This window comes from Pseudonocardia lacus (assembly GCF_018531445.1).
In the GTDB taxonomy this organism is placed as follows: domain Bacteria; phylum Actinomycetota; class Actinomycetes; order Mycobacteriales; family Pseudonocardiaceae; genus Pseudonocardia; species Pseudonocardia lacus.
Map to the genome: position 1 here is coordinate 123,922 of NZ_JAHDTH010000001.1, position 14,398 is coordinate 138,319.

A 14,398-nucleotide genomic window follows, 5' to 3' on the forward strand; every position below is an offset into this window, starting at 1 on the left:
CTTGTTCGATGCTAAGTGTTGATCCGGGGGTCGGGGAGTGGCCTTCCTCACCGCTGGTCAGACGTGGATCACCCGCGGAAGTCGATGACGCTGCGCACGACGTCGCCGCCGTCCATCGCGGCGAACGCCCCGTCGATGCCGTCGAGGGTGATCCGCCGGGAGACCAGACCGGTCAGGTCGAGCCGCCCGGCCCGCCACAGCGCCAGCACCCGGTGGAAGTCGGTGCGGACGTCCGCCGAGCCGTACAGGCAGCCGAGCAGCCTGCGCTCGGCGGAGAACAGCTCGCCCACGCTGAACGAGACCATGTCGGTGCGGCTGCCCGCGCCGACCACCACCGTCGTCCCGCCCCGGCGGGTGGCGTCCCACGCCGCGCGCACGGTCTCCGAGCGCCCGACGACCTCGAACGCGTAGTCGAAGCCGTCGCCGCCGGTCAGGTCGTCGGTGGCGGCGCGCAGCCCGTCGGGCGCGACCGCGTGCGTCGCCCCGAACCGCCGGGCGATCTCCAGCTTCCCGGGCGCGCGGTCGACGGCCAGCACCGTCGCGGCCCCGGCCAGCCGGGCGCCCTGCACGACGTTGACGCCGACCCCGCCGCAGCCCACCACGACCACCGACGAACCCGGCACGACCCGCGCCGTGTTGATGACCGCGCCGACCCCGGTCATGACCCCGCAGCCGACGAGCGCGGCCACGTCGAACGGCACGGCCCGGTCGATCGGCACCACCGACTCCACCGGCACCACGGTCTGCTCCGCGAACGTGCCCACGCCCAGCGCCGAGGCCACCGGGCCGTCGGCGGTCGACAGTGCCGGCTCGCGCTCCGCCCTGGCCAGCCGCCCGGCGGTGCACAGCTGCGGCTGGGCGCCCAGGCAGAACCGGCAGCGCCCGCACGGCGGGATCCACACCAGGATCACGTGGTCGCCCTCGGCCGCGCCGCGCACGCCGGGGCCGACCTCCACCACCACGCCCGCGCCCTCGTGGCCGAGCACGGCCGGCACGACGCCGGCCAGCGTCCCGTTCTGGATCGACAGGTCCGAATGGCACACCCCGCTGGCCCGCAACGCCACCCGGACCTCGCCCGGGCCCGGCGCGCGCAGCCGCAGGTCGTCGCGGACCACCAGCGGCTCGCCGATCCCGGTCAGCACCGCGCCGCGCACGGTGGTGCTCACCGGTAGACCAGGCCGTCGTCGAGGTCGGCCACCGGGAGCGTGGTGCGCTCCTCGTGGAACTCTCGCATGTGCGTCCACGGCTCCCGGTCGCCCTGGCGGAACATCCGGTGCTGCGAGCGCAGGACGTAGCCGGCGTTGAAGTTCTCCGGGTCGGCCCAGGGCAGCAGCGCCATGTCGGCGTCCTCGGGCCGCAGCGTCGGGACGACGCTGCGCGCGCCGCGCTCCTTCATCCGCACCATCAGCCGGCAGACCACCTCGCTGACCAGGTCGGCGCGCAGGGTCCAGCTGGAGCGGAAGTAGCCGAACACGTAGGCCATGTTCGGCACCCCGCTGACCATGAACCCGCGGTAGGTGACCCGCTCGGTGAAGTCGACCGGCTCGCCGTCCACGGCGAAGGCGATCTCGCCGAACAGCGACAGGTCGAAGCCGGTCGCGGTGACCACGACGTCGGCCGCAAGGAAGTGCCCGGAGCTCGTGCGGATGCCGTCATCGGTGAACTCCTCGATCGTGTCGGTGACCACCGAGGCCCGCCCGTCACGGATCGCGGTGAACAGGTCGCCCTCGGGCACCACCGCGATCCGCTGCTGCCACGGCCGGTAGGCCGGGTTGAAGTGGCGCTCGACGTCGAAGCCCTCCGGCAGCAGCTTGCGCATCTCCTCCAGCAGGAACGCGCGCAGCTTCTCCGGCTCCTCGAACGACATCCGGGTGACTTCCTCACCCTGCTTGAAGTAGGCGCGCCGGACGATCTCGTGGGTCCACTCCTCGGGCACGTCGAGCTCGCGCAGCGTCGTGGCCAGCTCGTGGGTGCGCGGCCGGGCGATGAAGAACGTGGGCGTGCGCTGCAGCATCGTCACGTGCTCGGCCGTCTCGGCCAGCGCCGGGATCAGCGTGGCCGCCGTCGCGCCGGAGCCGATGACGACGACCCGCTTGCCGGTGCAGTCGAGGTCCTCCGGCCAGCGCTGCGGGTGCACGACCGGCCCGGCGAAGCGCTCCAGGCCCGGCCACCGCGGCACGTAGCCGGCGTCGTGGCGGTAGTAGCCCTGGCACATCCACAGGAAGTCGGTGGTGAACCGCACCGGCTCGCCGGTGCTGGTACGCACGGCGTCGACCGTCCAGCGCGCGTCCTCGGAGGACCACGAGGCGGCCGTGACCCGGTGGCCGTGCCGGATGTGCTCGCCCAGCCCGTTCTCCTCGACGACCTCCTCCAGGTAGGAGCGGATCTCCTGGGCGGTGGCGATCGACGGCCCCCGCCACGGCTTGAACGAGTAGCCGAAGGTGAACAGGTCGCTGTCGGACCGGGCCCCGGGGTAGCGGTGGGTCCACCAGGTGCCGCCCGCGCCGTCGAGTGCGTCGAGCACGGTGAAGCTGCGTTCGGGGAAGTGCTGGCGCAGGTGGTACGCGGCGCCGATGCCGGAGATCCCGGCCCCGACGACGAGCACGTCCACGTGCGCGGTGGGGGTTGCGACCGGAGGGTGTGGTGTCGCCAAGGTCGAGGGCCTCCTTGCCCGGCGCGGGTGCCCGGCCGGCGCGGGTGCCCCACCCCGGCACCCGACTTCAGAGAGGACTTCTAGAAGAATATTCTAGGTTGATACGCCGATCAACCTGGTCGAACGGTCCGTGGGCTACCGGGGGGCGAGCGCCCGCACCGTCGCGACCGGGTCGCCGCCGCCCAGCGGCGCGAGCACGGGGGTGGTGATGCCGGCCTCGACGTAGGCCCGCACCTGCTCGCGCACCGACTCCGCGGGACCGTGCAGGATCAGCGCGTCGACCACCTCGTCGGGGATGGCGGCGAGGGCGCCGCGGCGGTCGCCGTCGGCCCACAGCTTCCACATCCCGGCCAGCTCGGTGCGCCCGAGCCACTCGTGGAAGGCGCGGTAGACCGGGACGTTGAGGTAGGCGGCGATGGCGCGACGGCCCAGCGCGCGGGCCTCGTCGGCGGGCACGTCGGGCAGCACGAAGATCCGGGCCACCAGCTCGGCGTCGGGCTTGCCCTGGCCGCGCACGTGCGGGGCGACGGTGGCGACGTCGGTTGCGGCGAGCCAGTTCAGGATCGCGCCGTCGCCCTCCCGCCCGGCCAGGCGCAGCATCCCCGGGCGCAGCGCGGCCACCAGGACCGGGGGAGTCGGGTCGGGGGCCTCCGGGAGGCGGAAGCCGCGGATGGTGAAGGACGGGTACTCGCGTTCGACCTTCTCGCCGGCCAGGGCCGGGCGCAGGAAGCGCAGCAGGTCGCGCGTGCGGGCGTAGGGCTCGTCGAACGGGATGCCGTTCCAGTTCCGCACGATCACGTCCGAGGACGTGCCGATGCCCAGGGCGAAGCGGCCCGGCGCGAGCCCGGCCAGCGTGGCCGCCGACATGGCCACGGTGGCCGGACCGCGGGTGAAGGCCGGGATGATCGCCGTACCCAGCCGCAGCGCAGGCGCCCACTGCGAGGCCAGCACCAGCGGGGTGAACCCGTCGGTCCCGCCGGCCTCGCCGGTCCAGGCGTCGGTGTAGCCGAGGTCGGGCAGCCCCGCCACGACCTCCCGCTGCTCGCGCAGCGGGAGGCCGGCCAGCGGGAGGGTGATCCCCCAGCGCTCGGTCACGACTTGCGCACCCCCAGCGTCCGGAAGTTGATCTGACCGGTCACCAGCGTCTCGAAGCCGACGACGGTGTCCTTGGTCGCGATCACCGACTGGTCGGAGGCGATCGGCACCTGGAACGCCTGCTCCACGAGCTCACCGACCTCCTCGTGGATCGTCGCCGTGCGCTCGTCCGGGTCGAGGGTGTCCAGTGCCTGGCGCTGCAGCTCCTCCAGCCGCGGCGTGGTGTGCCGGCCGGGGTTGGAGAACCCGTCGCCGGTGAACTGCAGGTCGATGGTCATCGACGGGTCCGGGCGCCCGCCCCACTGCGAGACCAGCGCGTCGCCCTGCTGCTGGCGGTAGTAGACGTCGGCGGTCTGGGCGGCCTCCACCGAGCGGATGTTCGCGGTGATGCCGACCTCGGCCAGCATGTTCTGCACGGCTTCGCCGGCCTGGATGTAGGTGCCCAGCGAGGTCACCAGCATCTCGAACGAGAAGCCCCCGGCCAGCCCGGCCTGGGCCAGCAGGTCGCGGGCCTTCTGCGGGTCGTAGGGGTAGTAGTCGCCCGGGTAGGCCGGGTTGTGGGCGTAGTAGCCCTCCGGGAACGGCTGCACGGTCGGGGTGCCCGCGCCGAAGTAGATGCCGTCGACGATGGCCTTGCGGTCGATGGCGTGGTTCAGCGCCTGGCGCACCAGCGGGTTGCCGAACTCCGAGCGCGCGCGGTTGAGGTAGAGCACCAGGTAGGTCAGCGTCGGGTCGCGGTGCACCACCGTGCCGGGCAGGCCCTCGGCCTCGGCGGCCAGCCGGCCGGTCAGCAGGGCCATGTCGACCTCGCCGGTGCGCAGCGCGTTCATCCGGGTGACCTCGTCGGGCAGGATCCGCAGCTGCAGCTCCTTGACCCCGACGACCTCGGTGTCCCAGTAGTCGGGGTTGCGCTCGTAGAAGATGGTGTCGTTGGGCCGGTACTCGCGCACCTTGTACATGCCCGTGCCGACCGGCGCGAGGTCGAGGTCGGGGTTGTCGAAGGCGGTGGGGCTGACCATCGCCCCGGCCCGGTGCGAGAGCAGGCCCGGCAGCATGCTGTTGCGCTCGCTGAGCCGCAGCCGCACGGTGAACGGGTCGACCACCTCGACGGTGCTGATCATGGCGAGGTCGGAGGCGACCGAGGAGCCCTCGACGGTCTTGGCCCGCTCGATGTTCGCCCGCACCGCCTCGGCGTCGAAGGGGGCGCCGTCGTGGAAGGTCACGCCCTGGCGCAGCACCATCTTCAGGGTGAGCCCGTCGTCCTCCCAGGTCCACTCGGTGGCCAGTCCGGGGATCGGCTCGCCCTCGGGGGACAGGTGCACCAGCCGGTCGTAGACCGGCGCGAAGAACCGGATGTCCTGGCCGATGGTCGAGCGGTGCGGGTCGAACCGGCTGGGACCGACCGCGTCGGCGAACCGGATGGTCGCCTCCGGGTCGATGTCCTCCGGCGCGACCGGCGCCTGCTCGGCGGGTTCCGGTCCGCCGCCTCCGGCGGGCTGGATGGGCGCGCAGGCCGCCACCGGCAGCAACGCCGCCATGGCGGCGGCCAGGGCGGGCACGAGTGTTCGCAGCTTCATGTTCCGGTTCACCCTCCGGTTCCGCGGCGGTGCGGGCGAGGCGAATGCAGGCACTGTTCTGGGGGTGTGGCGCGTCGTTCTGGAGGTGCGCGTCGTCCTGCGGATGGCGTCGTTCTGGAGATGGCCGCGGCGAGGCGCCGGACGCGATCACGGTACCCGGTCGTCGTGCGATTGAGTAGACCGAATTCGGAGGCGGCGGGAGCCGTCGCGGCGCGGCGGACGGGTGGTCCGCGGGCGTCCGGGCATGGAGGCCGGTGGTTACCGAGAGGTAGGCGGCCGTCCAGAGGACGCCCTGACCTGCGGCGCAGCTGCGCCCGAGTGACCCGATCCGGGCAGGCGGGTGACCGTGCGTTGACCATCGGGGTGGCCTCGGTTTACCTTAACGGCCGATCAGTCAGTCCCCGGCTTCCTGGAATGAGTTTCCTGCAAGTTCCGGTGGTGCCCCATCACCAGCCACAGCGAGGTGGCGCGCGGACGCGTCGCCCTCGCTGATCCGATGTGCGGGGGAGAGTGCCTGGAATCGTGCTGCAATACACCGTGAAACGGGTCCTGATGATGGTCCCGCTGCTCTTCCTGGTCTCGCTCGGCGTATTCGCGCTGGTGCTGCTCATCCCGGGGGACCCGGCGATCACCATCGCCGGCGAGAACGCCACCGTGGCCGAGATCGAGGCCACCCGCGAGCGGCTGGGCTTCAACGACCCCGTCATCGTGCAGTACCTGGGGTGGGCGGGCTCGGCGCTCACCGGCGACCTGGGCACCTCGCTGTTCAGCAACGAGTCGGTGACCGGGGCGATACTGGGCCGGTTCCCGGTCACCATCTCGGTCGCCGCGGCCGCGATGACCGTGGCGCTGCTGATCGCGGTGCCCGCCGGCATCATCGCCGCGGTCCACCGCGGCCGCTGGCCCGACCGGCTGGCCACGCTGCTGGCCTCGATCGGCATCTCGATGCCCAACTTCTGGGTGGGCATCCTGCTGATCATCGTGCTGGCCCTGATGTTCCCGATCTTCCCGGCGGTCGGCTACACGCCGATCACCGACGGCGTCGGGGCGTGGGCGTGGGGTCTGGTGCTGCCGGGCATCACCCTGGGCACCACGGTCGCCGCCGAGATCACCCGCCAGTTGCGCGGCTCGCTCCACGACGTCATGCAGCAGGACTACATCCGCACCGCCCGGGCCAACGGCCTGCGCGGCGGGGTGATCATCGCCAAGCACGGTCTGAAGAACGCCGCGGTGCCGGTGGTGACCGTCATCGGCTTCCAGGTCGGCTTCCTGCTGGGCGGCTCGGTCATCGTGGAACGGGTGTTCGGCCTGCCCGGGCTCGGTGACCTGGCCATCCGCGCCGTGCTGCAGCGCGACATCCCGATGATCCAGGGGATCGTCGTGGTCACCGCGCTGGTCGTGATGCTGATCAACCTCGCCGTCGACCTCAGCTACGGCTACCTGAACCCGAAGGTGAGGCAGCAGGGATGAGCGCGGCGACGCTGGACGAGCGCGAGGCGCTCGAGACCCCCGAGCTCAGCGCCAAGGCCCGGTTCTGGCGCCGGTTCCGCCGGCAGGTGCCGGCGCTGCTGGCGCTGGGCTGGTTGGCGCTGGTGGTCCTGGCCTCGATCATCGCGCCGCTGCTGGCCACGCACCCCCCGCTGGAGCAGGACCTCGGCGCGGTGCTGCGGGCCCCCGGCCAGGACGGGCACCTGCTGGGCAGCGACGACCTCGGCCGCGACGTCTACACGCGCGCCCTGTACGCCGGGCGGATCTCGCTGGTGGCCGCCGCCCAGGCGGTGGCGGTCGCGATCGCGCTCGGCGTGGTCCCCGGCCTGGTCGCCGGGTACGCCGGTCGCCGGGTCGACTCGGTGATCATGCGGATCACCGACGGCGTGATGTGCTTCCCGCCGCTGATCCTGGCCATCGCGTTCGTCGGCGTGCTCGGCCCGAGCCTGACCAACGCCATGTTCGTGATCGGGGTGATCTTCGCGCCGCGGTTCGTCCGGCTCGTGCGCGGCAGCGTGCTGTCCGTGCGCCAGGAGACCTTCATCGAGGCGTCGCGCTCGATCGGCACCCCGACCCACCGGGTGATCCGCCGCCACGTCGTGCCCAACGTGCTCTCCCCGCTGATCGTGCAGATCTCGCTGGCCGCGGCGATGGCGATGCTGGCCGAGGCCAGCCTGTCGTTCCTCGGCCTTGGCGTGCAGCCGCCCGACGCCAGCTGGGGGTCGATGATCGAGCGCGGCTTCCGCTACACCGCGGCCGCGCCCTGGCTGACCGTCTTCCCCGGCCTGCTCATCGCGCTGACCGTGCTCGCCTTCAACGTGCTCGGCGACGGCCTTCGCGACTCGCTGGGCCGCGAGGAACGGAGGGCGGCATGACCGCGGCGACGCACCCGGCCGCCGGCGGCGCGGCCGCGGGAAAGACCGACCCGGTGCTGGTCGTCGAGGACCTGGAGGTGGAGTTCGCCACCGACAGCGGCTGGCTGGGCGTGCTCGACGGGGTGTCGTTCGCCGTCGGGCGCGGCGAGACCGTCGGCATCGTCGGTGAATCCGGCTCGGGCAAGACGGTGACCAGCCTGGCCGCGCTGGGCCTGCTGCCCCCGCACTCGTCGCGGATCCCCCGCGGCAGCGTGCGCCTGGACGGCGTGGAGCTGGTCGGGATGCCGCGGCGCAAGCTGGAGGCGATCCGCGGCGACGACATCTCGATGATCTTCCAGGAGCCGATGACCAGCCTGAACCCCGCGTTCAAGGTGGGCGACCAGATCGCCGAGGTGGTGCGCCGGCACCGCGGCGGGTCGTGGCGGTCGGCGATGGCGCGCGCGGTCGAGGTGCTGAGCGAGGTGGGCATCCCGAACGCCGCCCAGCGCGCCCGCAGCTTCCCGCACGAGTTCTCCGGCGGCATGCGGCAGCGCGTGATGATCGCGATGGCGATGGCCTGCCAGCCCAAGGTGATCATCGCCGACGAGCCGACCACCGCGCTCGACGTCACCATCCAGGCCCAGGTGCTCGACCTGATGCGGCGGATGAGCGAGGAGCACGGCACCGCGGTCGTCTTCGTCACCCACGACCTGGGGGTGGTCGCCGACATCTGCGACCGGGCGGTCGTCATGTACGCCGGGCAGGTCGTGGAGCAGGCCGAGGTCGACGACCTCTACCACCGCCCGCGCCACCCCTACACCGCGGCGCTGATGACGGCCATGCCGCAGCTGACCGGCCGGTCGGGCCGGTTGGCCACCATCCCCGGCCGCACGCCGGCCCCGGGCTCGATGCCCCCCGGCTGCCGGTTCCACCCGCGCTGCGCGCACGCCCTCGACACCTGCCGGGCGGGCGACGACGGTGCCGGGGGCCGGGTCGCGATCCGCGAGCTGGACGGCGGGCGGACCAGCCGCTGCCTGCGGGTGCACGAGCTGACCCTGGAGGGGACCGAGTGACACCGCCGGCCGACCGCCCCGCGGTCCCGTTGCGCAAGCCCGGTGCCGCGGTGGCGGACCCACCGGTCCCGGTCGCCGAGGTCGAGGGCCTCGACGTCGAGTTCCGGCTGCGGCGCGGACCGCTGGGCGGCACGGTGCCGCTGCGCGCGGTGCGCGGGGTCGACCTGAGCATCGGCGAGCGCGAGACCGTCGGCCTGGTGGGGGAGTCCGGCTCGGGCAAGTCCACCACCGGCCGGGCCCTGCTGCGGCTGATCGAGCCGACCGGCGGGCGCATCCGGCTCGACGGCCAGGACATCACCGCCCTGCGCGGCGAGGCGCTGCGCGGCGTGCGGCGCAAGATGCAGATGGTCTTCCAGGACCCCTACTCGTCGCTGGACCCGGCGATGGTGGTCGCGGAGAGCATCGCCGAGCCGCTGGACACCCACCTCGACCTGACCCGGGAGCAGCGCACCGCCCGGTTGGCCGAGCTGATGGAGCACGTCGGCCTGTCGCGGCGCCACCTCAACCGCTACCCCTACGAGTTCTCCGGCGGGCAGCGCCAGCGCATCGCGATCGCCCGCGCCGTCGCGGTCAACCCGCGCCTGGTGGTGTGCGACGAGGCCGTGAGCGCGCTGGACGTCTCCACCCAGAACCAGATCCTCAACCTGCTCGAGGACATCCAGGCCGAGTTCGGGATCTCCTACCTGTTCATCGCCCACGACCTGGCGGTGGTCCGGCACATCGCCCAGCGGGTGGCGGTGATGTACCTGGGCGAGATCGTCGAGACCGGACCCATCGACCGGCTCTTCGACCAGCCCGCGCACCCCTACACGGAGGCGCTGCTCTCCGCGGTGCCGCTGCCCAGTCCGCGCCGCCAGCGCGAGCGGGAGCGGATCGTGCTCACCGGCGAGATGCCCGACGCGACGAACCCGCCGCCGGGCTGCTCGTTCCACACCCGCTGCCCGTACGCCATGGACGTCTGCCGGGTCGAGGTGCCGGCGGAGACCCCGGTCGAAGGCGGGGGAAGCGTGCGCTGCCACCTGCGGGGCTGACCGCCGCGCACTAGCCGGCGGCCTGCGCGGCCTCCTGGACCTCGGCGTAGAGCCGCTGCATCTCACCGATGAAGCGCTCGTTGTCGTGGACCTTGTGCAGCCAGTACCCGCAGAACTCGACGCGGCGCTTGTGGACGCCGCGCTCGCGCACCAGGTGCCGGCGAACGTCCTTGACCATCCCGGATTCGCCGGCCACCCACGCGAACACCTCGCCCTCGGGCAGCGCCGCGTCGCGCAGGGTGCGCACCACGACGTCGCTGCGCCCGGCGGTGACGCCGTCGCGGTGCAGCCAGACCACGTCGACGTCGGGGCCGGTGGCCAGGTCGATCCGGTCCTCGGGGCCGCCGACCTCGACGTAGGCCAGGGTCCGCAGGCCCGGCGGCAGCTCTTCGAGGATGACCGAGAGCGCGGGTAGGCCGGTCTCGTCGGCGACGAGCAGCAGCCAGTCGGTCTCCTCCGGCCACTTGGCGCTGGTCCGGTCGTGGCAGACGCCGACCACGTCGCCGGGCGCCGCGCGCAGGGCCCATGCCGAGGCGGGGCCCTCGTCGCCGTGCAGCACGAAGTCGACGTCGAGCTCCAGGGCGTCGGCGTCGAAGCGGCGCACCGTGTAGTTGCGCAGCGCGGGCCGGCGGTCCTCGGGGATCGCCTGGTAGGTCTCCCACCAGTCGCCGCTGTCGGGGATCACCGGCTCGCGTTGCCCGGGCTGCGGGAAGAACATGCGCACGACCTGGTCATGGCCGATGCCGACGAACCGGGCCAGCTCCGGGCCGCCGAGGGTGATCCGGGTCATGTGCGGGGAGACCGGTGCGGTGCGCAGGACACGGGCCGCCATCGCGGCGGGTCGCGAGCTCATCGCCTCAGCTTAGGCTTACCTATTCCAGACGCAAGGTGACGAACGTCAGGTCGCGCGCAGCCACGTCGAGCCGTCCGGGCCGGAGTTCAGGACGTGGCGGTCGCCCGTGCCACCGCGTCGGCCGCGCGCGACGTGACCTCGGACCACCGGCCGTCGGCGAGCAGCGCGGGCTCGACCATCCAGGTGCCGCTCACCGCCGGGACGGCGGGCAGCGCGAGGTAGTCGGCCATGTTCTCCGCCTTGACGCCGCCCGACGGCAGGAACGCCATGGCGGGGAACGGCGCCGACAGCGCCGCGATCGCGGCCGGCCCGCCGAGCAGCCCGGCGGGGAAGAACTTGACCTCCGTCAGCCCCCGCTCCACCGCGGCCATCAGGTCCGACGCGCCGGACGTGCCGGGCAGCGCGGGGACCCCCAGCTCGGCGCAGCGGTCGACGACCGACCCGGAGAACCCGGGGCTGACCACGAACCGGGCCCCGGCCTCGACGACCTCCTCGACGTGCCGGGGGACCAGCACGGACCCGGCGCCGACGAGCAGTTCGGGCAGCGACGCGAGCGCGCGGATGCCGGCCAGGCCGGCCGCCGTGCGCAGGGTGATCTCGACGACGTCGATGCCGCCGGCCAGCAGGGCCTCGCCCAGCGGGAGGGCCTGGGCGGGATCCTCGAGGACCACGACCGGCACGACGGGGCAGCGGGCCAGCAGGGAGGCGCTCAACCGGGGCTCCTCGGGTTCGGCGGACGACATCCGGAAACGGGACCGATCGTCGGGATCGGGGGTCGGGGGTCAGGGGTCGAGAACGGCGTTCGGAACAGGGTCGAAATCAGCGGAGGACCTCGGCGGGTGGGGCGGAGGCGTCGGCGAGCTCGGCCCGGGTGGGCAGGCCCTCCCAGTCGCCGGGGACCCCGCACACGGCCCCACCCGCGGCGTTGCCCGTCGCCAGGCACCGCTCGACGGGGTGGCCCTCGACCAGCTCGGCCAGGTAGCCGGCGACGAACGCGTCGCCCGCGCCGACGGCGTCGACGACGTCGATCGGCCGGGTCGGCGCGTGCACGGGAGCGCCCCCGCCGACCGCCACGGCGCCCAGCTCGCCCAGCTTCACCACAGCGGTCGCCGGCCCGAGCCCGGCCAGCCCGGCGGCCAGGCTCGCGCCCGTCGCGGCGTCGGCCGGTCCGGGGTCGCGGCCCAGCACCAGCGCCGCCTCGTCGGGGCCGGCGAACACCAGGTCGACGGCGGCGACCAGCTCGGCGAGCGCCGGTCGGGCCGCGTCGTCGGTCCACAGCGTGCGGCGGTGGTTGACGTCGACCGAGACGAGCACGCCCGCGTCGCGCGCGATGGCCGCGGCGTGCAGGACGGCGGCGCGCGGCCCCGGACCGAGCGCCGCGGTGATGCCGGTCAGGTGCAGCACCCGGGCGGCGCGGATCTCCCCGGCGACGGCGTCGACGTGGGCGGGGGACAGCCGCGAGGCCGCGCTGCCCGCGCGGTAGTACCGCACCCGGTGCGGCCGGCCGCCGCGCATCTCCTTGAGCATCAGCCCGGTGGGCGCGTCGGCGTCGACGTCGGCGACCACCCGCACGCCCTCGGCCCGGATCTCGCGGACCACGGCCCGGCCGAGGTCGTCGTCGCCGACCCGGGAGATCCAGGTGGCCACCGCGCCGAGGCGGGCCAGGCCGATGGCGACGTTGGACTCCGCCCCGCCGATGCCCACCACCAGCGACGATCCCGCGACGAGCCGACCGGGCGGGGTCAGCAGCGCCATCGTCTCGCCGAGGGTGACGACTCCACTCACGCAGGCTCCCCGTCCGCCGGTCCGGCCCGGGCACGACCTCGCACCCCCCGGGCCGCACCAGCCTGCCACGCCGCCCGCCGGCTCAACTGCGCAACACCGACCACAGCGAGCCGCCCAGCAGCTGGTCGGTCGGGGCGAAGTCGTCGGTGAGCACGTCCGCGCCGGTGGCCAGGGCACGAACGGCGGCGTCGTCGACGACCGAGCCGGGCTCGCCGCGCGACGCCGCGCGGTCGGCGAGGGCGCCGAGGTCGAGCGGGCGGTCGGAGGCGACCAGCACGACGTTGCCCCCGCCCCCCGGCGCGAGCTGGTCGGGCCGGACCAGCAGCGCGACGTGCCCGAACCGGGTGGCCAGCGTCGCGGCCTCGGCGGCCACCAGCGCCATCGGGTCGGCGTCGATGACGTTGAGCAGGTAGACGCCGTCGGGGCGCAGCACGCGGTGCACCTGCCCGACGAACTCCGCGGTGGCCAGGTGCCAGGGCACCGTGCGGGCGCCGAACGCGTCGCCGACGACGAGGTCGGCCGACGCCGCCGGGAGCTGGGCCAGCGCCGTGCGCGCGTCGGCGATCCGGACGTCGAGGCCGGGGATCGCGTCGACGCCCAGCTCGCGCCGCCCCAGCTCGACGACACCCCGGTCGACCTCGAGCACGACCGACCGCGATCCGGCGCGGGTGGCCGCGAGCCAGCGCGGCATGGTGAAGCCCCCGCCGCCCAGGTGCACCGCGTCCAGGGCCTGCCCGGCGGGGAAGGCGGTGTCCACTGCGTCGGCGAAGCGCTGGGTGTAGGCGAAGCGCAGGTGCCGGGGGTCGGCGAGGTCGACCGCGGAGTGGCGCAGGTCGTCGAGGACGAGCACGCGCGTGGAGGGGCCGTCGGACTCCACCCTGGCGCAGTGGTGCACGGTGTCGGTGTCGCAGCGGCCGGGCACCGCCACCAGCGCGACGGCGAGCAGCGCCGCGGTCGTGCCCACCCGCGCCGCGTGGGCGCGCGACGCGGCGGTGAGCAGGGCCAGCAGCAGGCAGGCGCCCGCGGTCACCAGCAGGATCGCCGACACCGGCAGCAGTGCGACCAGCACGAACCCGGTGAGGAACGTGCCGGCCAGCGAGCCGAGGGTGCCGGCGGCGGAGAGCTGGCCGATCACCGCGCCGGAGCCGTCCACGGTGTGCAGCCGGGCGCGGGTGACCGCGGGCGTCACCATCGCCAGCGCGGTGACCGGGGCCAGCGTCGACGCCGCCACCAGCAGCACCGCCGCGACCGGCCCGGGCCCGACGGCCGGGCCCAGCACCCGCACGAGCGGCTGCACCGCGAGCACGCCCAGCCCGCCGACGGCGAGCGCGCCCGCCGCGACCCGCGTCGGCGCGACCACGTCGGCCCAGCGCCCACCCAGCGCCGCCCCACCCGCGATGCCGGCCAGCGCCACGCCGATGACGGCCGTGGTGGACTCGAGCGTCAGCCCGACGTACGGGGCGACCAGCCGCGTCGCGAGGGTCTCCACGATCAGGATCGCCGCGCCGGACAGCAGCACGACAATTCGGGCGAAAAGGGGTGTCACGGGGTAAGTGTCCGGTACGCGCGCCACCGTCGCGCAGGCCCCTCGCGATGGCGCCGGTCTCAGCCGCGACGCAGCTGCCGCACCCCCAGCGCGGCGAACCAGACCAGCACCGGCAGCTGCAGGGCGTAACCGGCCTGTTCGGCCGTCGGCGACAGGCCCGCGGTCCCCGTCGTCCACGGCAGGGCGACGGCGGCCAGGCCGAACAGCACCGCGGCCCGACCGGTCAGCCGCAGCCGTCGGGGCAGGTCGAGCCCGACGGCCGCGGCGGCGAGCGCCGCCGCCCACAGCAGGCCGGCGAGGTTGACGCCCCACTTCGCGGTGAGCAGCAGGGCGTGCGCCGCGGCGACGGTCGCCGGGTCGTCGGCCGCCGCCAGCTGCGTGATCGCGAGGTTGCCGGCGTCGTGCAGCAGCCCGGCCAGCCCGGCGGCGGCCAGCAGGCCGCC

At 74.1% G+C, this 14,398-nt stretch carries 12 protein-coding genes and 1 pseudogene; 4 read left to right on the forward strand and 9 right to left on the reverse strand.

Translation table 11 applies throughout. The features are described 5' to 3' along the window. Positions 1 to 68: 68 nt before the first annotated feature. The 4 genes from KIK08_RS00580 to KIK08_RS00595 all read right to left on the reverse strand — a co-directional run bounded on the left by KIK08_RS00580 (position 69) and on the right by KIK08_RS00595 (position 5,325). Positions 69 to 1,166: a zinc-binding dehydrogenase gene (locus tag KIK08_RS00580; RefSeq protein ID WP_308257291.1), complete on the reverse strand. Its 1,098-nt coding sequence runs from the start codon at positions 1,164 to 1,166 to the stop codon at positions 69 to 71. Next, positions 1,163 to 2,653: a flavin-containing monooxygenase gene (locus KIK08_RS00585; protein ID WP_214400922.1), complete on the reverse strand. Its 1,491-nt coding sequence runs from the start codon at positions 2,651 to 2,653 to the stop codon at positions 1,163 to 1,165. The genes KIK08_RS00580 and KIK08_RS00585 overlap by 4 nt, the downstream gene beginning before the upstream one ends. A gap of 135 nt (positions 2,654 to 2,788) precedes the next feature. After that, positions 2,789 to 3,748 (reverse strand): LLM class F420-dependent oxidoreductase, encoded by a 960-nt coding sequence (locus tag KIK08_RS00590; protein WP_214400923.1) that lies wholly within the window; start codon positions 3,746 to 3,748, stop codon positions 2,789 to 2,791. Then, the gene (locus tag KIK08_RS00595; RefSeq protein WP_214400924.1) at positions 3,745 to 5,325 is read right to left on the reverse strand and encodes an ABC transporter substrate-binding protein; all 1,581 of its coding nucleotides are present in this window, start codon (positions 5,323 to 5,325) and stop codon (positions 3,745 to 3,747) included. The genes KIK08_RS00590 and KIK08_RS00595 overlap by 4 nt, the downstream gene beginning before the upstream one ends. Before the next feature lie 537 nt (positions 5,326 to 5,862). Between KIK08_RS00595 and KIK08_RS00600 the strand changes: the two genes are divergently transcribed. From KIK08_RS00600 to KIK08_RS00615, 4 genes are read left to right on the forward strand one after another with little or no spacing between them, the layout of a single operon-like run. Continuing rightward, positions 5,863 to 6,795 carry an ABC transporter permease gene (locus tag KIK08_RS00600; RefSeq protein ID WP_308257292.1) on the forward strand — a complete coding sequence of 311 codons (933 nt, stop codon included), beginning with the start codon at positions 5,863 to 5,865 and terminating at the stop codon, positions 6,793 to 6,795. Further along, positions 6,792 to 7,688 (forward strand): ABC transporter permease, encoded by an 897-nt coding sequence (locus KIK08_RS00605; RefSeq protein WP_214400926.1) that lies wholly within the window; start codon positions 6,792 to 6,794, stop codon positions 7,686 to 7,688. Before KIK08_RS00600 ends, KIK08_RS00605 begins: the two co-directional genes overlap by 4 nt. Then, on the forward strand, positions 7,685 to 8,740 hold the full coding sequence (locus KIK08_RS00610) for an ABC transporter ATP-binding protein (RefSeq protein WP_214400927.1): 1,056 nt from the start codon (positions 7,685 to 7,687) through the stop codon (positions 8,738 to 8,740). Before KIK08_RS00605 ends, KIK08_RS00610 begins: the two co-directional genes overlap by 4 nt. 50 nt (positions 8,741 to 8,790) lie before the next feature. Then, on the forward strand, positions 8,791 to 9,771 hold the full coding sequence (locus KIK08_RS00615; protein ID WP_214400928.1) for an ABC transporter ATP-binding protein: 981 nt from the start codon (positions 8,791 to 8,793) through the stop codon (positions 9,769 to 9,771). Between the two features lie 10 nt (positions 9,772 to 9,781). Here the strand turns inward: KIK08_RS00615 and KIK08_RS00620 are convergent, their stop codons facing one another. From KIK08_RS00620 to KIK08_RS00640, 5 genes and pseudogenes are all read right to left on the reverse strand, one after another. Next, complete coding sequence (locus KIK08_RS00620; RefSeq protein WP_214400929.1) at positions 9,782 to 10,624, reverse strand: siderophore-interacting protein; 843 nt, start codon at positions 10,622 to 10,624, stop codon at positions 9,782 to 9,784. 86 nt (positions 10,625 to 10,710) lie between these two features. Continuing rightward, positions 10,711 to 11,337 carry a bifunctional 4-hydroxy-2-oxoglutarate aldolase/2-dehydro-3-deoxy-phosphogluconate aldolase gene (gene eda, locus KIK08_RS00625; protein ID WP_250555999.1) on the reverse strand — a complete coding sequence of 209 codons (627 nt, stop codon included), beginning with the start codon at positions 11,335 to 11,337 and terminating at the stop codon, positions 10,711 to 10,713. A 106-nt stretch (positions 11,338 to 11,443) separates the two neighbouring features. Continuing rightward, positions 11,444 to 12,409, reverse strand: a complete 966-nt coding sequence (locus KIK08_RS00630; protein ID WP_214400931.1) for a sugar kinase — start codon at positions 12,407 to 12,409, stop codon at positions 11,444 to 11,446. An 82-nt stretch (positions 12,410 to 12,491) separates the two neighbouring features. After that, entirely contained in the window at positions 12,492 to 13,955 is a 1,464-nt protein-coding gene (locus tag KIK08_RS00635; RefSeq protein WP_214400932.1) for a fused MFS/spermidine synthase, read from the reverse strand. A 59-nt stretch (positions 13,956 to 14,014) separates the two neighbouring features. Next, positions 14,015 to 14,398, reverse strand: a pseudogene (locus KIK08_RS00640) (hypothetical protein); the annotation flags it as partial.

What these genes read in the sequence shown, in the direction of transcription:
- KIK08_RS00595 (WP_214400924.1), bottom strand. Translation starts at nt 5,325, where the DNA reads ATGAAGCTGCGAACACTCGTGCCCGCCCTGGCCGCCGCCATGGCGGCG.
- KIK08_RS00605 (WP_214400926.1), top strand. Translation starts at nt 6,792, where the DNA reads ATGAGCGCGGCGACGCTGGACGAGCGCGAGGCGCTCGAGACCCCCGAG.
- KIK08_RS00610 (WP_214400927.1), top strand. Translation starts at nt 7,685, where the DNA reads ATGACCGCGGCGACGCACCCGGCCGCCGGCGGCGCGGCCGCGGGAAAG.
- KIK08_RS00620 (WP_214400929.1), bottom strand. Translation starts at nt 10,624, where the DNA reads ATGAGCTCGCGACCCGCCGCGATGGCGGCCCGTGTCCTGCGCACCGCA.